The 21,259-nt window shown below is 60.6% G+C and carries 20 protein-coding genes; 10 read left to right on the forward strand and 10 right to left on the reverse strand.

What is annotated here, in order from left to right:
- Positions 1 to 8: 8 nt before the first annotated feature.
- Together DARO_RS09705 and DARO_RS09710 are read right to left on the reverse strand one after the other, a co-directional pair.
- Positions 9 to 374, reverse strand: coding sequence for a YajD family HNH nuclease (locus tag DARO_RS09705; RefSeq protein ID WP_011287629.1), 366 nt, complete (start codon positions 372 to 374; stop codon positions 9 to 11).
- Positions 371 to 910: a lipocalin family protein gene (locus DARO_RS09710; protein WP_011287630.1), complete on the reverse strand. Its 540-nt coding sequence runs from the start codon at positions 908 to 910 to the stop codon at positions 371 to 373. The genes DARO_RS09705 and DARO_RS09710 overlap by 4 nt, the downstream gene beginning before the upstream one ends.
- 127 nt (positions 911 to 1,037) lie before the next feature.
- On the opposite strand from DARO_RS09710, the gene DARO_RS09715 reads away from it, so the two are divergent.
- Positions 1,038 to 1,466 (forward strand): thioesterase family protein, encoded by a 429-nt coding sequence (locus DARO_RS09715; protein WP_011287631.1) that lies wholly within the window; start codon positions 1,038 to 1,040, stop codon positions 1,464 to 1,466.
- Positions 1,463 to 2,353, forward strand: a complete 891-nt coding sequence (locus DARO_RS09720) for a radical SAM protein (RefSeq protein ID WP_011287632.1) — start codon at positions 1,463 to 1,465, stop codon at positions 2,351 to 2,353. The genes DARO_RS09715 and DARO_RS09720 overlap by 4 nt, the downstream gene beginning before the upstream one ends.
- Before the next feature lie 2 nt (positions 2,354 to 2,355).
- On the opposite strand, the gene DARO_RS09725 is transcribed toward DARO_RS09720, so the two are convergent.
- Entirely contained in the window at positions 2,356 to 3,564 is a 1,209-nt protein-coding gene (locus DARO_RS09725) for an MFS transporter (protein WP_011287633.1), read from the reverse strand.
- 88 nt (positions 3,565 to 3,652) lie between these two features.
- Here DARO_RS09725 and DARO_RS09730 point away from each other — a divergent pair, with 88 nt between their 5' ends.
- From DARO_RS09730 to DARO_RS09740, 3 genes are all read left to right on the forward strand, one after another.
- Positions 3,653 to 4,474, forward strand: coding sequence for an AraC family transcriptional regulator (locus DARO_RS09730; protein ID WP_011287634.1), 822 nt, complete (start codon positions 3,653 to 3,655; stop codon positions 4,472 to 4,474).
- Between the two features lie 86 nt (positions 4,475 to 4,560).
- Positions 4,561 to 5,151: a DNA-3-methyladenine glycosylase I gene (locus DARO_RS09735; RefSeq protein WP_011287635.1), complete on the forward strand. Its 591-nt coding sequence runs from the start codon at positions 4,561 to 4,563 to the stop codon at positions 5,149 to 5,151.
- A 482-nt stretch (positions 5,152 to 5,633) separates the two neighbouring features.
- Complete coding sequence (locus DARO_RS09740) at positions 5,634 to 6,692, forward strand: AAA family ATPase (protein WP_198134126.1); 1,059 nt, start codon at positions 5,634 to 5,636, stop codon at positions 6,690 to 6,692.
- 168 nt (positions 6,693 to 6,860) lie between these two features.
- Here DARO_RS09740 and msrB read toward each other — a convergent pair whose 3' ends face one another.
- A complete protein-coding gene (gene msrB / locus DARO_RS09745; protein WP_011287637.1) occupies positions 6,861 to 7,259 on the reverse strand; it encodes a peptide-methionine (R)-S-oxide reductase MsrB in 399 nt (132 codons plus the stop codon).
- Between the two features lie 71 nt (positions 7,260 to 7,330).
- Entirely contained in the window at positions 7,331 to 8,284 is a 954-nt protein-coding gene (locus tag DARO_RS09750; protein WP_049758598.1) for an AraC family transcriptional regulator, read from the reverse strand.
- A 178-nt stretch (positions 8,285 to 8,462) separates the two neighbouring features.
- On the opposite strand from DARO_RS09750, the gene DARO_RS09755 reads away from it, so the two are divergent.
- The 5 genes from DARO_RS09755 (at position 8,463) to DARO_RS09775 (ending at position 13,491) form a co-directional block, all read left to right on the forward strand.
- A complete protein-coding gene (locus DARO_RS09755; protein ID WP_011287639.1) occupies positions 8,463 to 8,921 on the forward strand; it encodes a (2Fe-2S)-binding protein in 459 nt (152 codons plus the stop codon).
- A 10-nt stretch (positions 8,922 to 8,931) separates the two neighbouring features.
- Positions 8,932 to 11,130, forward strand: a complete 2,199-nt coding sequence (locus DARO_RS09760; RefSeq protein WP_011287640.1) for a xanthine dehydrogenase family protein molybdopterin-binding subunit — start codon at positions 8,932 to 8,934, stop codon at positions 11,128 to 11,130.
- Between the two features lies 1 nt (position 11,131).
- Entirely contained in the window at positions 11,132 to 12,127 is a 996-nt protein-coding gene (locus DARO_RS09765; protein ID WP_011287641.1) for an XdhC family protein, read from the forward strand.
- The gene (locus tag DARO_RS09770) at positions 12,124 to 12,723 is read left to right on the forward strand and encodes a nucleotidyltransferase family protein (protein ID WP_011287642.1); all 600 of its coding nucleotides are present in this window, start codon (positions 12,124 to 12,126) and stop codon (positions 12,721 to 12,723) included. Before DARO_RS09765 ends, DARO_RS09770 begins: the two co-directional genes overlap by 4 nt.
- Positions 12,724 to 12,795: 72 nt before the next feature.
- Positions 12,796 to 13,491 carry a UPF0149 family protein gene (locus tag DARO_RS09775; RefSeq protein WP_011287643.1) on the forward strand — a complete coding sequence of 232 codons (696 nt, stop codon included), beginning with the start codon at positions 12,796 to 12,798 and terminating at the stop codon, positions 13,489 to 13,491.
- Between the two features lie 177 nt (positions 13,492 to 13,668).
- Here DARO_RS09775 and DARO_RS21695 read toward each other — a convergent pair whose 3' ends face one another.
- The 5 genes from DARO_RS21695 to DARO_RS09800 form a co-directional block, all read right to left on the reverse strand.
- Complete coding sequence (locus DARO_RS21695; protein WP_011287644.1) at positions 13,669 to 16,266, reverse strand: PAS domain S-box protein; 2,598 nt, start codon at positions 16,264 to 16,266, stop codon at positions 13,669 to 13,671.
- A 162-nt stretch (positions 16,267 to 16,428) separates the two neighbouring features.
- The gene (locus DARO_RS09785; RefSeq protein ID WP_011287645.1) at positions 16,429 to 18,444 is read right to left on the reverse strand and encodes a CHASE2 domain-containing protein; all 2,016 of its coding nucleotides are present in this window, start codon (positions 18,442 to 18,444) and stop codon (positions 16,429 to 16,431) included.
- Positions 18,445 to 18,463: 19 nt separating this feature from the next.
- Positions 18,464 to 19,060, reverse strand: coding sequence for an OmpA family protein (locus DARO_RS09790; RefSeq protein ID WP_011287646.1), 597 nt, complete (start codon positions 19,058 to 19,060; stop codon positions 18,464 to 18,466).
- 2 nt (positions 19,061 to 19,062) lie between these two features.
- Positions 19,063 to 19,506, reverse strand: coding sequence for a FecR family protein (locus tag DARO_RS09795; protein ID WP_011287647.1), 444 nt, complete (start codon positions 19,504 to 19,506; stop codon positions 19,063 to 19,065).
- Between the two features lie 269 nt (positions 19,507 to 19,775).
- Positions 19,776 to 21,245 carry a DegQ family serine endoprotease gene (locus DARO_RS09800; RefSeq protein ID WP_011287648.1) on the reverse strand — a complete coding sequence of 490 codons (1,470 nt, stop codon included), beginning with the start codon at positions 21,243 to 21,245 and terminating at the stop codon, positions 19,776 to 19,778.
- Positions 21,246 to 21,259: the final 14 nt, after the last annotated feature.

Raw genomic sequence — 21,259 nt, forward strand, 5'->3', positions numbered from 1 at the left:
GGCGTTGCTCAATCCTTCTTGAGCATCGATTGCAGTGCGGCGAACGGGTTGTGGGTGGCGCCGCCGCCACGTCCGGTGCGGCTGTCGGTATGGCCGCGGTCGGCCTCGATCTGCTTCTGGTGCTCGTTGTCGTGGCAGTACAGACAGAGCAATTCCCAGTTGCTGCCATCGTTCGGGTTGTTGTCGTGGTTGTGATCGCGGTGATGGACGGTCAGTTCGCGCAGGTTGGCCTGGGTGAATTCCCGGGCGCAGCGGCCGCAGATCCACGGATAGATTTTCAGGGCACGTTCGCGGTAGCCCTCGGCTCTGGCATCGGCCGCCTTGCGGGCATCGAGGACGAGTTTATCGAGTTTGCCGTGGTCAATGCCCTTCATTGCTTTGTCTCCGTGTGGCGGGTGTATTTGAATTGGTTCAGGTCGTAGCCCTGGGCTTTGGCCGAGTTCAAGGCGCGCTCGATTTCGGCTTGAGGCAGCCGTGGCGTCCGCGAGAGCAGCCACAGGTACTTGCGGTTCGGATTGCCGACGACAGCCCAGCGGTAGCTATCATCCAGGGCGATGACCCAGTAGTCGGAACGGAACGGCCAGAAAAACGACACCTTCAATTCCGCGTTTTTTGCTGTCTCGGGCACCCAGGCGCGGCCGATGGCCTGATCGAAGCCGCTCTCGGTCCGGCAACGGTTGTCGACGGCGATCTCGCCGTCTGCCTTGAGCGAATATTCGGCCGTGGTGTCGCCGATGCACTGCCGCTGGAAGAACATCGGGAAGGCGCCGATTTCATACCATTTGCCGATATAGCGCGCGAGGTCTATCTGGCCGACGCTTTGCACGGCGGGCATCTCGGCCCGGGCAGTCGGGGCGAGGAGAGCGAATGCCAGCAGTCCGGCAAGGAGGGGCGTACGAGCGATGTTCATTAATGGCTTCCTGAATGATTGCTTCGATTCTACCCCTCGGGGTTCTGTTGCCGGTGGCTACTCCGGTGCTGGTGGAGGCTCTACGTAGCCCGTAGAATCGTGCTTTGCTCATTTCCAGGTAGCCGCCATGCCCCGCATCAAGATCGATTTGCCCGAGCGTTTCACCTTTTCGACTGAAGTCCCGATCTACATCAGCTACATCAACTACGGCCACCATCTGGATAACGCCGCGCTGATCTCGCTGGTTTCCGAGGCACGGGTGCGGTTCTTCAAGTCGATGGACTACAGCGAACTGGATGTCGAAGGTGTCGGTATTGTGGTCGCCGATGTGGCGGCGCAATACCGTTCCGAGGCTTTCCATGGCGAGACAATGGTGATCGAAATGGCCGCCGCCGACTTCAATAAATATGGTTGCGATCTGGTCTGGCGTTTGAGCGACAAGGCAACTGGCCGCGAAGTGGCGCGCGGCAAGCACGGCATCATCTTCTTCGACTACACCGCCCGCAAGGCGACCTCGGTGCCGCCGGCCTTTATCGCCAAGGTGGGCGCGGCGTGATTCCGATCCGCTACGTTGAGCCGGTTTTCCGCCCGCCCAGCGAGGCGGAGTCGCTGATCCTGCCGGTTACGGACGGTTGTTCGTGGAATAAATGTACCTTTTGCGAGATGTACACCGCGCCGCAGAAGAAATTTGTGGCGCGGGGCGAGGATGAGGTTCTGGAAAGCATCCGCCTGACCGGCCTGCGCTACGGCAACGATATCCGTCGGGTTTTCCTGGCCGACGGCGATGCGCTGGTGCTGCCGACTCGTCGGCTGCTGACGATTCTCGAAGCGATTCACACCCACATGCCGGCAGTGCGGCGGATTTCCTCGTATTGCCTGCCGCGTAACCTGCGGAAAAAGAGCCAGGCGGAAATCGATGAACTGGCTGCGGCCGGTTTGAAGATGGTCTATGTCGGCGCTGAGTCGGGCGACGATCAGGTGCTGGCCGCCGTCAACAAGGGCGAAACCTTCGAAACCACCCGCGAGGCGCTCGACAAGCTGGGCACTGCCGGCATCACGCGCTCGGTGATGATCCTCAACGGCCTGGGGGGCAAGGCGCTGTCGATGCAGCACGCCGAAAACTCGGCTCGTCTGATGAATGAAGCACAGCCGGAGTTTCTGTCGACGCTGGTCGTCAGTTTTCCCAAGGGCGAGGAGCGTTTCCGCGCCGGTTTTCCGGGCTGGGAGCCGCTGGTGCAGCATGAGCTTTTCGTCGAGATGGAGCGTTTTCTGGCGACACTGGATTTGAAACGCACCGTCTTCCGCAGCGATCACGCCTCGAACTGGCTGATCCTCAAAGGCACGCTCGGCGCAGACAAGGAACGCCTGTTGCAGCAGGTGCGCGAGGCCATTTCGGCGCCCGAAGCGGCCCATTTGCGGCCGGCCTGGGCGCGGGGGTTGTAGGGTTAAACGGCCTTGCCAACGCGCAAGGCGCTGAAAATGGCGAGGAATTGCAGGATGGCGATGCCGACCAGCACTTCGCTGAAGTGTCGTGCATCCATCAGCCCGCCAAAAATCACCGGTGCCATGGCCAGGCCGAGGTCCAGACCGGAATAGACGAAGCCATAGACCCGTCCGTAGGCGGCCTTGCCAAAGCGGGCTGTGGCGGCACGGCGCACCAGCAGGTCGCGCGACGGCCCGGCGGTACCGGTACAAAAACCAATGCCGGCCATCAGCGGCAGGATGCTCCAGGCCGGCATGATGCCAGCGGCCAGCAGGATGGCGAGCAGGGCGGCCACGCCCAGTGCGCCGGCGATCAGGTGATCATGCTCGCCTTTCTGGGCGAGAAAGCCACCGAGGACGATGCCGGCGGCACCGCCGACCAGATAGGTCGACAGCGCCAGTGCAGCTGTGGTGATGGATAAGCCGTAGAGCGCCTGCAAAATCGGGCTGGCGAAGTTCTGGATGGTGCCGAAAGCCGCAGTGATCAGCAGGAAGAACAGGAAGCACAGCCAGACAGCCCGCGAACTCAGGAAGGCGAAGGTGGTTCCCGCCGGTTCGCTAGCCTTCTCAGTGTGATGTTCGACCGGGTCGGTCAGCGCTTCTCGCCGCCAGAACAGCAGGGCCAGTGCGGCGATGGCCACGGCGCTGGCGCCGAGCGCCGCTGTCCGCCAGCCATAGGCGGTGGCGAGGCCGGTGATATAGACCGGAGCGGCCGCCCAGCCGAGATTGCCGGATAGCCCATGGGCGGAGAAGGCATGGCCAAGGCGTTGTTGCGAGACGTGGCGGTTGAGGACCGTGAAGTCAGCTGGGTGAAAGACGCAATTACCCAAGCCGGCCAACGCGGCGACGGCAATCAGCATTGGATAGCCGGTGGCGAAATAGAGCAGCACGCCGGCCAGGGCAAAGCAACTGATGCCGGCCCCGAGCACTCGCGCAGCCCCGAAGCGGTCAACCAGAAAACCGGCACTGGCCTGACCGATGCCGGAGACGATGAAAAACACGGTCATCGTGGTGCCGATGGCGGTGAAACTGAGCCCGAACTCCGCCATCAGCCAAGGAAACAGTGGCGGCAGCAAGAGGTGGAAGAAATGGGACACGCCATGGACGAAGCCGATCACCGAAATGACTTCAATGTCGCTGCGCTGGGGCGCGGGCAGGGTAGCGGTCGTCATGGATAAAGTCCGAGTAAAACGTTAAGGATTACAGTCTAGCTTTACGACCCATTGACCGTGGTGCGATATTCGGACAAAAATTATCGCAATGCAGACAGACCTCAGCTTCGACCCTTTACCCCGCCGCGCCCCGACCGCCGAGTTGCCGATGACGGTCAACCTGCGTTGTCCACCGGCCGAGGTTTATGTGCCACCGCATCGCCATGACTGGGCGCAACTGGCCTATCCGCTGCGCGGCGGCATCCGGATTTCGGCGGCCGGCATGACCTGGCTGGTGCCCGCCTTGCGCGCCGTGTGGATTCCGCCGCATATCGAGCACGATCTGCTCATGCTCGGCGAAGTCGAATTCCGCACCGTCTATATCGCGCCGGAAGTGGCCCCGCTACCGCTCGATGCCTGTTCGGTGATCGAAGTCTCCGACTTGATGCGGGCGCTCTTTGAGGCCCTGAGCGAGGCTGACGGCGACGGTCAGGAGCCGTCGCTGCGCCAGCGTCAGGTGACGGCATTGCTGCTCACCGAAATCCGCCGTGCGCCGCCGCTCTCGCTCGGCCTGCCGATGCCCCATGACCGGCGCCTGCAGGCCTTGTGTCAGGCGCTGATCGACGAACCCGCTTCGCCGTTGTCGCTGGCCGAGTGGGCGGCCCGAGTCGGTGCCAGCGAGCGAACACTGGCCCGCCTGTTCGTCAGCGAACTGAAATTAAGCTTCGGCGCCTGGCGCCAGCAATTGCGCCTAGCGCGAGCGCTCGACCTGATTGGCCGCGGCCGCCCGTGCGGCGAAGTCGCGGCAGAACTAGGCTACGCCAGCCCAGCCGCCTTCTCGGCCATGTTCAAACGTGCCTTCGGCGTGCCGCCGGGGCGCTTCATGCAGGAACGTAGTCCCTTGCCCGCCGGCGAACCGCATAACGACTGAGCAGGGAGATCGAAGATGCTGCAGTCAGCCTGAACCTGTCGGCATGCAGCAGACACCGCTACACTGCGCTTTTTGCTGACGGATGCATGACGATGGAACGCTGCCCCTGGTGCGAAGGATTCGACCTCTACCGCGAGTACCACGATACCGAATGGGGCCTGCCGCTACGCGACGACCGTGCCCTGTTCGAACTGCTGATCCTCGAAGGCGCCCAGGCCGGCTTGTCCTGGGCCACCGTGCTCAAGAAACGGGAGCACTACCGGCAGGTATTCGACCACTTCGACCCGCACAAGATTGCCCGCTACGACGAACAAAAAGTCGCCGCCCTGCTGGCCGACCCCGGCATCATCCGCAACCGCGCCAAGATCGCCGCAACCATCCAGAACGCCAATGCCTATCTGTCGCTGACCGCCGAGGGCCAATCGTTCAGCGATTTCCTGTGGTCTTTCGTCGGCGGGGCACCGGTGCAAAACGCCAGGTCATCGCTGGCCGAAGTCCCCGCCAAAACCACGCAATCCGATGCACTGAGCAAAGCCTTGACCCGCGCCGGCTTCAAATTCGTCGGCTCGACAATTTGCTACGCCTTCATGCAGGCATCAGGGATGGTCAATGACCATTTGGTCAGTTGCCCGCGGTACGAGGAAGTGCAGGGCGCCTTTGGGAGTGAAGGGCTATAGGTAGTTTTGGGCTGCTTGCCGGACAAAACCGTCGTTTAGGACGAGGTGATCAAAGTGTGACTATCGGCCACAATCGGCCGTCCAAGTTTTTCCTCTACAGCTGCTATTCGTCAAAACGCTCTTGCTGTCGGCATACCAAGTGCTTCTCGGTCCGTACTATCATTGCATATGCGGACAGTCCGCTGGGGCCGTTCAATAACTGTTAGCCGACCGGAGCGAGCTCACTTATGTACCAATACGATCAACGTCCGAGTACGCGTTTTTCAGATGAATCTGCGACTCTCCTACAGCGTATCCGGGAATCGGAGTACGCGGTACTGGTTGGCAGAAACAATTGTGGCAAGTCATATTTGCTCAAGACGATGACGCAGCACTGGGGGCAGAACGCCTCGTATCTTGGCCCTGCTAGGTATCAAAACTTCAATCTCTTGGGCTACTACACGCCAAATCGGAACCGCCGAGGCGAACGGTGGAACCAGTTCATGCAGCAGTGGAACCAACAGCAGCAGAATATTGACAACTCTCCCGTAAATCTCCAGCAGGCTATAGCAGAACTGTCTGACAGCCAGCGCGAAAATCTAGTTGAAATTATCGATTTGCTGCTTGGGGTCAAACTAGAAATTCGACATACCGTCGAAGGCAATTCGATGTCGCAAAAATACATCGAGTGTGGCGGACACAACATTTCATACACAAGCTCAGGCTTCCGACTGATCGCCACGCTTGTCACTAGCCTTCTCGATACAGACTACGACACCTTTCTCATTGACGAACCAGAACTTGGTATTAGTCCCGAGGCCCAAGGAGTTCTTGCGGATTTTCTGTTTGATCGAGCTCATCGACAGAAGTACTTTCCTCATATCCGCACTGTCGTATTCGCAACTCACTCAACGGTTTTTCTAGATCGGCAACACATCTCTAACAACTACGTGGTCAATAAAACTGGAGATGAGATTTCACTCCTACAAGTAGCGACACAAAGCGACCTAAACCAAGTTCATTTCTTTCTTTTGGGGAATCGCTTTGAAACCCTGTACCTGCCGTCTGCAATCGTTTTGGTTGAAGGAAAATGCGACCATCGCTTTATTGATCGTGTCACAGCGTTGCGCTTTCAGAATGCTCAGCTAAGCATCATTGCCGCGAACTCAGACAGCCGCATCAAGGAGGTGCTTACAATCGCACGCGGATTATTTTCTGATATTCAACGCAGCCCCTACCGTGATCGAATTTTCGTAGTCCTCGACGCCGTACATACCGCAGGTTTGCCGGAGCAACTTGTGTCCATGGGGCTGCAGGCGGAAAACATTATCAAATGGCCACAGAACGGGATCGAGTACTACTATCCGCCAACGCTGTTGGAGAAGATTTTTGGTATGAGCGGCAGTATTGAAATCAATGGTGATCGAATATCGCGAAACGGTATCGCATATACCAAGAACGAGCTCGTTGAGAAAGTCGTGACGTTGCTGGAACCAAGCACCCCGCAGCACGAACAGTTCGAAACTATGTTTCTTCAACCTCTTGCCGCAAAAATCGGCTAGCTCACCATTCTAGGGTGCGGCGCCGTGCCCTTAAATTCAGACGTTCCTGAGCGCCTGCCTTCCATCACCAGCTACTTCCACTTAGGGCACGTCGTTGCCGGTCAATAGCAAGCGATCATCCGCCGACTTCGGCAGAATTGCGGCCTTACGGCAAACCTCGCCCGCTCCTCATTTCCCATCCTTCTCCAGCTTCAGCGACGCCGAGTTGATGCAGTAGCGCAGCCCGGTTGGCGCCGGGCCGTCGTCGAAGACGTGACCGAGGTGGGCGCCGCAGTCGTGACAGGTGACTTCGGTGCGGATCATGCCGAAGCTCTGATCGACGTGCTCGTCGATCAGCTTTTCATCGTTAGGCGTGTGAAAGCTCGGCCAGCCGCAACCGGAATCGAACTTGGTTTCTGAGCGAAAGAGTGGGGCGCCACAGCAGATGCAGCGGTAGGTGCCGTCATCGTGGGTATCCCAGTATTTACCGGTGAAGGCGCGTTCGGTGCCTTTCTGGCGGGTGACGCGGTATTCGTTTTCATCGAGCTGGGCACGCCATTCGGCGTCGGTCTTTTCGATTTTTGGCATGATTGTTTCCTTGAGGTTGCCGGGTCTGACCGGCATAACGGCAAATGATTCCCGGCGCAGCGGGTACGGGGTCAGACAGACTGGCTCAGTCGAAACTGGGCGACATCGCGGCCCGGCGGGGTGCCGAACATGCGTCGATATTCGCGATTGAATTGCGAGGGGCTTTCATAGCCGACGTGATGCGCCGCCGAGGCGGCATCGGTATCGCTGACCAGCATCAGGCGGCGGGCTTCCTGCAGGCGTAATTGCTTCTGGTATTGCAGCGGCGTCATCGCCGTCAGGGCCTTGAAATGATGGTGCAGCGACGAACGGCTCATGTTTGCCAGACTGGCCAGCCGTTCGATGCTGAGCGGCTGGTCAAGGTTGGTTTTCAGCCAGCCAATGGCGCGGACAATCTGGTGGCTGTGGCTGCCGCTAGCCGCCGCCTGACGCAGGCGCGAACCGAGGGGGCCGGCGAGCAGGCGGTAGAGCAGTTCGCGTTCGATGATCGGGGCCAGTACCGGGATGTCGGCTGGAGTATCAAGCAATCGGACCAGACGTAATGCGGTGTTCTGAATGTCGACGCTGAGCAGGCCGACGGCAATGCCGCGATCGACCGCATCCTGAACCCGGTTTTGCGGCATGGCTGCCGCCAGTTCGTTGATTTTCAGCGGGTCGATGCTGAGCGCCAGGCCAAGGTAAGGCTCGGCGGATGAGGCTCGGGTGATGCGCGAGAACATCGGCAGGTCAACCGAGGAAATCAGGTAATGGCGGGGGTCGTAATCGTAGGTATCGTCAGCGACCGTAATGCGTTTGGCGCCCTGGGCCATCATCGCGAAGACGGAGGTCATGATGGCGCAGGTCGGCACTTCGGTATTCGATCCGCGGAAAAGCTTGACGCCGGGAATGGCTGTGTCGAAGGCGCCATCAGATTGGCAGTGGCGGCTGATGATGGCGGCGAGTTCATCGCGCTGGCGAGCCAGTTCGTCGTCATTCATGGCGGTGGAATTATTTTGGCGGAGCATGGTCAGAACCTCAGTATCCATGACTGGAGAGTAGCTGTTTTGGCCTTGTCCGGCGAGAGGCCAAGAACAGACTCTGGAGGATCAGGCAATAAGTTTGCACGATTGGGTTATCGGCTGCCCAGTCGCATCGCCCACACTATTCGCATAAACAGCGGCCTTCACGTTTGCCGCTGTTCCCTTTTTGACGAGGAGCTTGCAGATGATCAAACTGACTATTAACGGCAAGGCACATCAACTCGATGTGGCCCCTGATACGCCGCTGCTTTGGGCGCTGCGCGACACCCTGCAGATGACCGGAACGAAATATGGCTGCGGCCAGGCCCTGTGCGGCGCCTGTACCGTGCATGTCGATGGAACGCCGGTGCGCGCCTGTACGACGCCGGTTTCAGCGGTGGTTGGCCGCAAGATCAGGACCATCGAAGCCGTTGATACCGAGCGCGTCGGCAAGGTTGTCCAGGAAGCCTGGCGCAAGCTCGATGTCGTGCAGTGTGGCTACTGCCAGTCCGGCCAGATCATGAGTGCCGTCGCGTTGCTCAGTCAGAACCGCAAGCCGACCGATGCCGACATCGATAACGCCATGTCGGGCAACCTGTGCCGCTGCGCGACCTATGTGCGCGTCCGCGCTGCCATCCATGAAGCCGCCAAGGCGCTGGCCTGAGGAGATCGCCATGTCCGAAATTATTATTGAAAACCTCAGCCGCCGTCGTTTCCTGCAAGGCAGTGCCGGCCTGACGCTGGGCTTCTGCCTGCCGGTGATGGCGGCCGGTGCCGCCGGAAAATCCGGGGTCGTCGCGGCCAGCACGGCGAGTTTCGAGCCGAACGCTTTCTTGCGCATCGGTGCCGACAACAGCGTCACCGTCATGTCCAAGCACCTCGAAATGGGGCAGGGCACCTACACCGGCCTGGCCACTATCCTGGCCGACGAACTCGATGCCGACTGGGCGCATGTTCGCGTCGAAGGGGCGCCGGCTGATGCCAAGCGCTACAACAACACCTTCTGGGGGCCGGCGCAGGGCACCGGCGGCAGCACGGCGATGGCCAATTCCTGGGATCAGATGCGCAAGGCCGGGGCAAGCGGGCGAGCCATGCTGGTTTCGGCCGCCGCCAAGCGCTGGAATGTTGGTGCAGCGGAGATTGTCGTGCGCGACGGCATCGTCAGCCATGCCGGCAGCGGCCGCAAAGCCAGCTTCGGCGAACTGGCGCTCGATGCCGCCAATGAAACCGTACCGACCGAGGTCAAGCTCAAGAACCCGAAGGATTTTCGCCTGATCGGCAAGCAGGCCAAGCGCAAGGACAGCGCGGCCAAGACCAACGGCACGGCGCAATTCACGCAGGACGTTTTCCTGCCCGGCATGCTGGTTGCCGTCGTCGCCCATCCGCCGCAATTCGGTGCCACCGTGAAGTCCTTCGATGCGACCAGGGCGAAAGCGATCAAGGGCGTCGTCGATGTCGTGCAGATTCCGCAGGGCGTTGCCGTGCTGGCCACCGATACCTGGAGCGCCAAAAAAGGGCGCGATGCCTTGTCGGTCAGCTGGGACGACAGCAAGGCCTTCAAGCTGGGCAGCGATGAAATTTTGGCCAAGTACAAGGAAATGGCCAAGCAGCCCGGCCTGGTTGCCAAGCAGACAGGCGACACGGCAAAAACCTTTGCCGGTGCCGCCAAGGTGGTCAGTGCCTCTTTCGATTTTCCTTACCTCGCCCATGCCGCGATGGAGCCGATGAACTGCGTCGTCCAGCTCAAGGTCGATGGTTGCGACGTATGGAATGGCGAGCAGTTCCAGACCGTCGACCAGGGCCGGGTTGCCGCGCTGTTCGGCCTCAAGCCGGAACAGGTCAAACTCAACATGCTCTATGCCGGTGGCAGTTTCGGGCGCCGGGCCTGTACGCATTCCGACTATGTGATGGAGGCAGCGCATATCGTCAAGGCGATCAACGGCAAGGCACCCGTCAAGCTGGTCTGGATGCGCGAGGATGACATGCGCGGCGGCTATTACCGGCCGATGTTCCACCACGCGCTGGAAGCGGCGCTCGATGGCAGCGGCAAGCTGGTCGGCTGGCATCACCGGCTGGTTGGCCAGTCGATCCTGACCGGCTCCCCGTTCGAGCAAATGATGGTCAAGGACGGCATCGACCACGTGTCGGTCGAAGGCGCTGCCAATTTGCCGTACGCCATCCCCAACTTGCTGGTCGACCTGCACACGCCGACCGATATTGGCGTGCCGGTGCTCTGGTGGCGCTCGGTCGGTTCTTCGCACACGGCTTACTCGACCGAGGTTTTCCTCGATCAGGTCGCAGCAGCGATGGGCAAGGACCCGGTGGCCCTGCGCCTCGAATTGCTGACCGAACACCCCAAGCACGCCGGTGTGCTCAAGCTGGCGGCCGAGAAAGCTAACTGGGGAACGCCGCTCAAGGCGGCTGCCGGTGAACGTCGTGGGCGCGGCGTGGCGGTGCATGAGTCGTTCAACTCCTTTGTCGCCCAGGTGGCGGAAGTGACGGTCAAAAAAGACGGCTCGATCAAGGTCGACCGCATCATTTGCGCGGTGGATTGCGGCACGGCGATCAACCCGGACAACATCCGCTCGCAGGTCGAAGGGGCGGTCGGCTTCGCGCTGTCCGCTGCCATGAGCGGAGAAATCACGCTCAAGGCCGGACGCGTCGAGCAGGGGAATTTCGATACTTACCCGCTGCTGCGTATCGGCGATATGCCGAAGGTCGAGGTGCACATTGTGCCTTCAACCGCCGCCCCGACTGGCATCGGCGAGCCGGGCGTGCCGCCGCTGGCACCGGCCGTGGCCAATGCCATCGCCGCCGCCACCGGCAAGTTCCTGCACAAGATGCCGTTCAATACCGCCGAGCTGGTGGCCTGACATGGACAGCCTGGATACGCAGGTTCTCGATGCGGCCCGCCAGTGGGCGGCGGCCGGGCATCGCTTCGCGCTGATCACCGTCGCCCGGACCTGGGGTTCCGCCCCGCGGCCACCGGGCGCCTGGATGGTGCTGCGCGATGACGGCCAGGTGCAGGGTTCGGTCTCCGGCGGCTGCATCGAGGACGACCTGATCCGCCGGGCGGCTGCCGGTGAATTCACCGGTACGGCGCCACGCCTGCTGCGCTACGGCGTGACGGCCGACGAGGCGCATCGCTTCGGCCTGCCTTGCGGCGGCACGCTGGAACTGGTGCTCGAACCGGCGCCGGATGCAGTCTTGCTTGAACAGCTGGCCCAGCGCATCAGCACCGGCCAACTGGTGCATCGGCGGGTCGCGCTGGCGAGCGGCGCCGTCACTCTCGAAGGCGGTAGCGCCGGCGACAGTCAGCTGTGGGATGGCCAGACGCTGGTCACCCTGCACGGCCCGGCCTGGCGGCTGCTGATCATTGGTGCCGGGCAGATTTCCCGCTATCTGGCGACCATGGCGCAGGCCCTCGGCTATCGCGTCTACATCTGCGACCCGCGCAGCGAGTATGCCGATGGCTGGGATGTTCCCGGCACCGAGCACGTCGCTGCCATGCCCGACGATGCGGTGACCGAGCTCGGCCTCGATCCGCGCAGCGCCGTCGTTGCGCTGACCCATGATCCCAAGCTCGATGACCTCGCCTTGCTTGAAGCGCTCAAGTCGCCTGCCTTCTACGTCGGTGCGCTGGGTTCGCGGGCTAACAACCGCCAGCGTCGCGAACGCTTGCTGCAGTATTTCGATCTATCGCAGGCCGAGGTCGACCGGCTGCATGGTCCGGTTGGCCTGCCCATCGGCAGCCGGACCCCGCCGGAAATTGCCATCTCCATCCTGGCCGAGATGACGGCTGTAAAAAACGGCCAGAATTCGCCGTCGACCGAAGCCGTCGCTGATGCCTACGCCTGCCGCGTCGCATGAGTGAAGTCGTCGGCATCCTGCTCGCTGCCGGCAGCAGCCGGCGCTTCGGTAGTGATAAACGGCTGCATCCGCTGGCCGATGGCAGGCCGATGGCACTCGTCTCGGCGCTGAACATGGCGGCCGTTTGTGCACGAACCATCGTTGTTATCCGTCCTGGTGACACGGCGCTGGCCGGCCTGCTGGCGGCAGAGGGGCTGGAAACCGTCATTTGCGCCGAGGCGGAGCAGGGAATGGGGCATAGCCTGAGCAGCGGCGTCGCAGCCAGCGTCGATGCGGCCGGTTGGCTGATCGGGCTGGCAGACATGCCTTACATTCAGCCAGCGAGTTACCACATCGTCCTGCACGCGCTGCATGACGGCGCCCGCATCGCCAGGCCGTTGTTTGCGGGGCAAATGGGGCACCCGGTCGGTTTCGGCGCCGACTGTCTGCCCGAGCTGCGAGCATTGACTGGCGATCATGGTGGCAAGGCCATCATCGAGGCGCATCGCGGGTGTCTGGTCGCCTGTCCGGTTGATGATTCCGGTGTTCTTCGCGACGTTGATCGACCGTCCCAAATCGGGCTTGCAGCCACTCCGCCAAATTCATTTTCGAGCTAGTCCGCACCCCGGCCAAGGCTGCGCCCACGGAATATCTGGGCTATCATTCTGCAATTGCCAAGGACTAAAGCGATGAATCCGAAACCCCTGACTGATGCCGATCTCGACCGGCTTGAAGAACTGCTCGAAACCGAAGTATTCCAGGGCGAGGCCATGCGTCTCGATGAAATCCAGGCCATGCTCTGCGCTGTGGTCAGCGGTCCGCAACCGGTCGCCCCGGCTGTCTGGCTGAGCGAAGCGCTGGGCAAGGGGCTGGAGGCTGGTGGCAACCCGGATGTCGAGGCCGCGCTGGAGCTGCTGCTGCGCCTGAACAACGACCTGGCCGCTGCCTTGCTGGCCGGCGAAACCATCGCCCCGGTGCTCTATCCGCTGGATGAAAAGTGCGAGGACTACGACTACGAAGCCTGGGCCGATTCCTATATTTTCGGTGCCGGCCTGGCCGGTGACTGGTACGAATTGGCCGGCAAGCATGCCGATGACCTGTCCGAACTGCTCGAACCGTTGTTCCTGCTCAATGGCATGCTCAAGGAAGATGCCGAAAAGAGTGGTGAACGCTGGTTTCCGCCGGCTGAAGAAGCCCGTCTGGTCGCCGATATCCAGGAGAACCTGCCGGTCATCGTCCAGACTTTGTACAACTTCTGGCGTAACAAGCGCACCGGCGGTACGGTGCAACACGAAGATGCCAAGCCTGGCCGCAATGACCCTTGCCCCTGCGGCAGTGGCAAGAAGTTCAAGCAATGCTGCGGCAGCCCGGAAAAGCTGAACTGATCGGCAGACCCTAACACAGGCTGTAACACCGCTTCGACAAGGGGGTATCGAATCAATTCGGGGCTCCACTCGATAAAAGGCCGTTCATCCGAGGCGGCCACTACGTCAAGTTGTTGATCTGGTGATGTCCAAGCAGAAACGGAACCCAGGCGGGTTCCGTTTTTTATTGTGTCTTGATCAGCCTGGTGAGTTGTCCAACCACCTCAGCAGCGTCTGGTAAAAGACATCCGGGCTCACCGGCTTGGCGATGAAATCATCCATGCCGGCCATGAAGCATCGCGCCTTGTCTTCAGCAAAGGCATTCGCCGTCATCGCCAGGATAGGGGTGGCTGCATATTCAGGGATTAGCCGAATCTGGCGGGCCGCTTCCAGGCCATCCAGATGTGGCATCTGCATGTCCATCAAAATCAGGTCGTAGCGGCCGGCAGTCGCTTTTTCGACAGCCTCCTGGCCATCTGCGGCGAAATCGACTGTCAGTCCGACCTCCTCCAGCAGCACCTGGGCGATTTCCTGATTAATGGGTTCGTCTTCTGCCAGCAGGATGCGTTTGCCGGCATGGTTCTGCCGAATTGTCTGTCCGGCTTCCTCGATGTCTGCCCTGTGTAGAGTGTCGCTGGTCTGCTCAGCCTTGGCGAGGACCGCGGAAAACCAGAAGGTGCTCCCCTGTCCCTCGATGCTGCTTACGCCGACCGTACCGCCCATCAGTTCGGCAAGCTTTTTGGTGATCGCCAGGCCCAGCCCGGTGCCGCCATATTTGCGCGTGGTCGAGTTGTCGGCTTGCTCGAAGGTGCCGAACAGCTTGGGCAGGATATTGGGTGCTATGCCGACTCCGGTATCTGACACTTCGAAGCGCAGCGTCACACGCTCTTCGGTCTGAGCCTCCTCCTTCACACGCAGGGTGATATGGCCCTGTTCGGTAAATTTCAGGGCATTGGTCGCGTAGTTGAGCAGGGCTTGCTGGAGCCGCGTGGGATCGCCCAGGAGAGGGGAGGAAATCGTGATCGGTTCCAGGTTGATCGCAATGCCTAAGGCTCTGGCCCTTTGGCTCAGCATCGAGGCAACGTTTTCCAGCAAACTGCCGACGTGGACTGGTACTGACTCAAGGGTGAGTTTTCCAGCTTCGATCTTGGATAGGTCGAGAATGGCATTGATGATCTCGAGCAGGTGTTTGCCGGCGCCTTCGATCTTGTCCAGTTTGTCGGTTTGTTCGGGGCTTAGACCCGAACGGCGCAGGATGTGGGTCATGCCAGTGATTGCATTGAGCGGCGTCCGGATTTCATGGCTCATGTTCGCCAGGAAAGCGCTCTTGGCGATGGTCGCGGTTTCGGCTGCTTCCTTGGCGAGTGTCAGTTCGTGAGTACGCTCACCAACAAGTTTCTCAAGATGGCGGCGGTGCTGCGTCAATTCTTCATGGGTCGCCTTGATTTCTGAAATGTCGGTGTGCGTGCCACACATTCGAAGCGGCTTGCCCTGCGCATCGCGTTGCATCACCTTGGCCTGGTCGAGAATCCAGATGATGCTGCCATCCTTGCGCAGCATGCGATATTCCAGCCGGTGCATGCTGGCCCGGCCTTCAAGCGCCGCGTTGATTGAGTCCCAGGCCCGACTGCGGTCGTCAGGGAAGATGAAGTCGGTCCATTGTTGGGTCGTCTGCCGGATCTCATCATGGCTATAGCCCAACATATTGGCCCAGCGTTCATTGCGGGAAACCGTGCCGGCAGCGATATCCCAATCCCAGAAGCCGAGTTCCGCGCCCTCGAGGACAAAGCGTAGTTGCTGTTCACTGTTTTCCAGTGCCTGCTCAGCCATTTTTTGCTGTGTGGTGTCGTGACCGATGCCGAGTACGCCGACGAGCTGGCTATTTTCGTCAAGCATCGGGATCTTGGTGGTTATCAGCAGTTCGCGGTGGCCGTCGTCGGCAAAAGTGATTTCTTCTTCATTGACCGAGGGGGCTTTCTTTTCCATCGCGGCGAGATCATGGGCCCGAAAGAAATCAGCCAGCGCCTTATCGACAAAATCGTAGTCGGTCTTGCCGACGATTTCCGGCTCGCTCGCGCCGAAAAATTGCTCGAATCGATGATTGCAGGCCAGATAGACGCCCTTGGAATCTTTCAGCCAGATCAGGTCAGGGAGCGTGTTGATCAGCGTACGGAGCATGGAGCGCTCTCGCGTTGCCGCATCCTGTGCGGCTTGCAGCGCCTGCTGCTGTTCAATCCGCTGCTCCTGATCACGAAAGATCAGGCACATCAGCATGGTGGCAGGAGGGTAGAACAGCAAGAGAATCCACCAGGCTTGTTCGATGAAGGGATAGCCCGCGCCATTGGGAATCTGGGTGAATGTGGCCAGTTGGGCCAGTTGCACCAATACGCCCAGGGCGAGGTATTCCGTGGAAGATGGGGCCACTTCACGTCGCAGCCACCAATGTCTTGCCAGCACGCCGAGCAGGGCGGAGAGCAGTATCACGGTGATTCCGACGGGCGCCCCGATGCCGCCCAATTGATAGCGATAAATAGCGGCCATGCTCACCGCGATCGCCGCGGTGATCCCACCTCCGACGACGCCTGCCACCGAGAGCACGATGGATCGGCCATCAAAAATGAGCCCCGGTGCAAAATTCACCGGGTTAAGCATGCCGAGCAGGGTTACACCGCCAAACAGGAAGCCCAGCAATACCTGGCGGTTTAGCGTGTGCTTGCGAAAGCGTTTGAGCACGATCAGCCCGGCCGCTACCAAGGCGACCAGAAATGCGATGTTGTTGATCAGGTTGATGAGCATGGGTTCGAATTCAGCGACGACGCTTTATATCCGGGCTTTTCTGAGGTTTGTGGAGTTCGTGGCTGGCGGTCAGGTCGGAACGCCAGAAATTCAAGCGAAACACGAGGGTTTCGGTTGGGCTTCTTCCTTGGAGCATCTGGACTCGTGCTCGCAATATATCCGTTACTCAAGCGGATCAGCAAACACTTCGGCAACCTTCAAAAACTCCTCGTTTCTGGCCATAAACGCCGCCACGATTTCCGGATCAAACTGAGTGCCGGATTTTTCGGTGATGAACCGGCAGACCTCGGCGTGGGTGTAGGGTTTTTTGTAAACGCGCTGACTGATCAAGGCATCATAAACATCGGCCAGCGCCATCAGGCGACCGGGGAGGGGGATTTCTTCACCGCGCAGGTGATGGGGGTAGCCGCCGCCGTTCCAGTGTTCGTGATGGCTTTCGGTCATTTGGCGAGCATAGTTGAGGAAATATTGTTTTTCCGGATGGCCGCTGGCACTGACGATCTGGGTCAGGGCTTCCGAGCCGATCAGCGTGTGGGACTGCATGGTCGTATATTCGGCTTCGGTCAGCTTGCCGGGTTTTTGCAGGATGGCATCGGGAATGCCGATTTTGCCGATGTCGTGAAGGGGCGCTGATTTGCCGAGCAATTCGATGTCGAATCGCGTCAGGTGGGCATAGCGGGGCGTGGTGGCCAACTGGCTGGCCAGAATTTCCACGTAGCGCTGAGTGCGGCGGATATGGCCGCCGGTTTCCTTGTCGCGGGCTTCGGCCAGCACGGACATGCTGACAATGATCTCGTCCTGGGCATTCAGCAGATCCTGCGTGCGCAGGCGCAATTTGCGCGCCTCGATGCCGTATTTCAGCAGGCTGAGCACACTGCCGACCAGCAGCAGGGTCAGCATGGGCAGCAGCGGGGAGAGGTGGATGCCCTGGCTGACCATCAGCGTTCGACTGGCCACGTAGCAGCCGAGTGTGCCGGCGGTAACGAGTAGTGACGAAACCAGAAATCCGGCGCTGCTCAGGAGGATGGTGGCGAGCAGGCCGGTAAGTAGCACCAGCGCCAATTCTGCCCCGCGCGCCCAGCCGGGTCGCAGCACAAAGCTGTTGGCCAGAATGTTGTCGATGATCGTGGCATGCACAGCCAGGCCGCTGATTGGCTTGCCGAGCGGTGTGCGATGCAGGTCACCGAGCCCGGTGGCCAGGGCCCCGAGGAGCACGATTCGGTTGCGCAGGCTGTCGGGGGGTAACTTGCCCTGCAGAATTTCCAGGGCGGAGATCGTTAGTGGCGGTGACCGGCGAAAATCGATCAGCAGGTTGCCGCTGGCATCCAGCGGAATTCTCCGATGATCCCAGCGCAGGATGTTTTCACCGGCTTCATCAGCGATTTGGATATGGCGTTCCGACGAGGCAGCGAGCAGCGTGGCCAGGGCGAGAGATGGATATTCCTTGCCATCCACCGTCAGCAGCAGCGGAACCCGGCGCAGCGTGCCGTCGATGTCTTCCTGGGCATTGGTGAATCCCTCGGCGCTTGCCGCACCGGTGAGTGCCGGCAGGCTACGCAGCTGGCCGCTCGGCGTTGCCTGCTGGACACGATAGCCAGCCAAGCGGGTGGTCACCATGCCATCCGGAACTTTGGGTGGCGCACGGCCAGTCGTGCTTGTGGCCGTGTTTTCGAATTTGAGGAAATAACCGAGGATGGTCGGCCCGTTGGCCAGGGCTTCGGCGAGGCGTTGCGAATTACTGTCGGCGCCGTTGGCGGCCGACAAGACGGGGTTATCAATCCGATCTCGTCGCCGCTCCTGGCGGATGACTTCGGGCGAGGTTCGATCCGGTTCCGGCATCAGGAAATCCAGCGCCACCACTTTGGCCCCCTGGGCTTGCAGGTGTTCGATCAGCATGGCCAGCCGGTAGCGCGGCCAGGGCCATTGGCCGAAGGCGGCCAGGCTGGCTTCGTCGATGGCGACCAGGACAGGATCAGCCGATGGTGCTGGAACGGCCCGGCTGGTCAGCAGCTGGTCGTAGACGAACAGATCAGCTTTTTGCAGGAGGCTCGGCTGGAGCAGCGAGATGATGGTGATCATCGCTGTCAGCGCAAAGCCGGTGAGCAGAATGGCGAGTTTTCCACCCAGCCATCCATCGGAGGAGGCGATGGTTTTCAGACGGTTGGCAATGTCCACCATAACCGGGGGCCGTATCGACCTAGTGCACGATCACCACAACTCGCCGATTGCGTGGTTCGGCCACGCCGTCGGGCGTTGGAATGGCTGGATTGCCCTTGCCGTGAGACGTAACCGACATCAGCCTGGCCGGTATGCCCTTTTGTTGTAGCAGGTTCCAGACTTGCATGGCGCGCTCCAGGGACAGCGCGTCGTTGACCTTGTCCGAGCCGGTCGCATCGGTATGGCCGCTGATGCGAACACTGACAGCCGGGCGTTTCTGGCTGGCTGCAACGATGTTCGGAATCTGATCGAGCGAAGCGGTGGTCAGATTGGTGGTCCCGCTTTCGAACATCAGCGTAAAGACTTGCGGTGGAGGCGGTTCGATGGCCAGCACCTCGGCGAACGTGCTGGCGATGTAGGCGGGATCGGCTGTCTTGACGGCAGATGGCGGTTTGGCCTCGCCGCTGGTTTGCGTCATGTCACCTGATTTTTCCAGGCGTTGCTTGCCGGCCGCCGTTACAACCTCGGCCTGACCCACATGGCCGCCGGGGTCGGCCACCAGGACGATGGACTGCCCGCCGCAGGCAGCCAATACCAGCGGCAGGGAGACGAGCCGGGCGGCGTATTGTTGTCCCATGGCTAGTCCTTGATCTCGACAAGTAGTTTGGTGCCCCGCACGGCGATGGTGGCATCTGGCGTTTGTATGCGTGCCGAATCCGGGGATAGTTTGACGATCTGGCCTGTGATGTACGAGAACGTGCCCTTGATCATCTTGAGCGACAAGGCGAACTTGCTCTGTTTTGGCTCGAAGGCGTAGTCGCTCAGAGACAATTCGCTGTTCGAACCGAGGGAAATCGTTGTGTCATCAGTGAGCACGATGCCGACAGCGGCCGGCTTGCCGGTACGGATCTGGTCGCTCTTTCGCAGTTCGGCCCCGATCGCTGCCGGCAGTGTGGTGCCTGCCCGCTGGATGAAGGCTTGCCCCTGCAGTGTCTGGATATGACCGACCGTTTCAGACGATTCGGCAAAAGCCGATGCTATCGGCAGCAGGGCGATGAAAAACCAGCGCGAGATAATTTTCATAGCGACGAACCCCGGGAATGGTGGTGCGATCTGTATGACTTACTTTAGCAGACTCGCCACAGACTGTGGGGCTACGCACAACGCAAGCTTGCTGGCCGCTCCGTGAGGTCAGCCTGGGCCGAAGATTGGCCGATGATCTCTTGTCTCGAATGACTGCGCCATTATTAAAAATGCCTTCCACAAAGGGTATGGAAGGCATTCCTGGCCAACTTACGCCGGCGCATCAATATTTCAGTCTTGGGGGGGCGTCCGATCTGCCTTTTCCGTGTTTAACCGAGGTCGACCGGAACGAATAGTCGAGAATCGCCGCGTTCGATCAGGATGGCTGCCTTCTTACCGGATTTGGCGATCAGGCTGCGCAGTTGTTCGACGTCGCCAATCGGCTGTCCGTTGACCGACACAATGATGTCGCCCGGCCGGATGCCGGCACGACCGGCGGCGCCGTCGGCTTGCTCGACGAGCACGCCACCCTTGATCTCGGCCTGGCGTCGTTCTTCCGGCGTCAGTGGGCGCACGGCGACGCCGAGGCGACCTTTGGTGGCGGGCTGTGTGTCGTTCGCGGCCACTTTCTCGTCTCCGAAACTGCCAACCTTGACATCAATGTTCTGCGTTCCACCCTTGCGCCAGATTTGCAGGCGGGCCGATTCGCCGGGCAGCTTGGTGGCGATGGCGGCAGGGAGTTCGCCGGGCGTCTCGACGGTTTTGCCGTCGATGCCGAGAATGACATCGCCAGGCTCCAGACCCGCCTTGGCCGCCGGGCTGCCTTTCTCGACTGCAGCGACCAGCGCGCCGGCCGGTTTGGGCAGGCCGAAGCTGTCTGCCAGCGACTGGTTGACCTCCTGGATGGTGACGCCGAGCTTGCCGCGTTGCACCTTGCCGTGCGTGACGATCTGCTTTTCGACATTCATCGCGACCTCGATCGGAATGGCAAAAGACAGCCCCTGGTAACCGCCGCTGCGTGAGTAGATCTGCGAATTGATGCCGATTACCTCGCCGTTCATGTTGAACAGCGGACCGCCGGAGTTGCCGGGATTCACTGCCACATCGGTCTGGATGAAGGGCACGTAGCTGCCATCCGGCAGGTTGCGCGACTTGGCCGAGACAATGCCGGCACTGGCGCTGCTTTCGAATCCGAACGGCGAGCCGATGGCCAGCACCCATTCGCCGACGGCAGTCTGCGTCGATGAACCGATCTTCACCGTAGGCAGGTTTTTGGCGTCGATTCTCAGGACGGCCACATCGCTTGCCTTGTCCAGGCCAAGCACCTTGGCCTTGAATTCGCGCTTGTCGTTAAGCTTGACGGTCACTTCCTCGGCGCCGTCGACGACATGGGCATTGGTCAACACCGTGCCGTCAGGCGTCACGATGAAACCGGAGCCAAGGCCGTGCGTGGGTTCATTGTCCTGCGGCATCTGTCCACCGAAGCGGCGGAAGAACTGGTAAAGCGGGTCATCGGGGTCGAGTTGCGGCATGCCGGGAAGGTTGGCGCCCGTCTTGCGCGTTCCGGTCACGCTGATGTTGACCACGGCCTGGGCATTGTTGGCGACAATGCTGCGCATGTCCGGCAGGCCGTTAGGCGTGCTGACCGGAGCGGCGGCAGGGGCGACGCTGCTAGCGGCAGGCTGGGTTGTCGCGTTGGCACTGGCAAAGGGCGCGTATTGACCCAGCGAATAGGCGCCGCCCAGCGCAGCAGCGACAGCAATGGCGGCAACTGTCATTTTCAGGGGTTTCAGTTTCATGTTGACCTCTTGTC

It is taken from the genome of Dechloromonas aromatica RCB, from assembly GCF_000012425.1.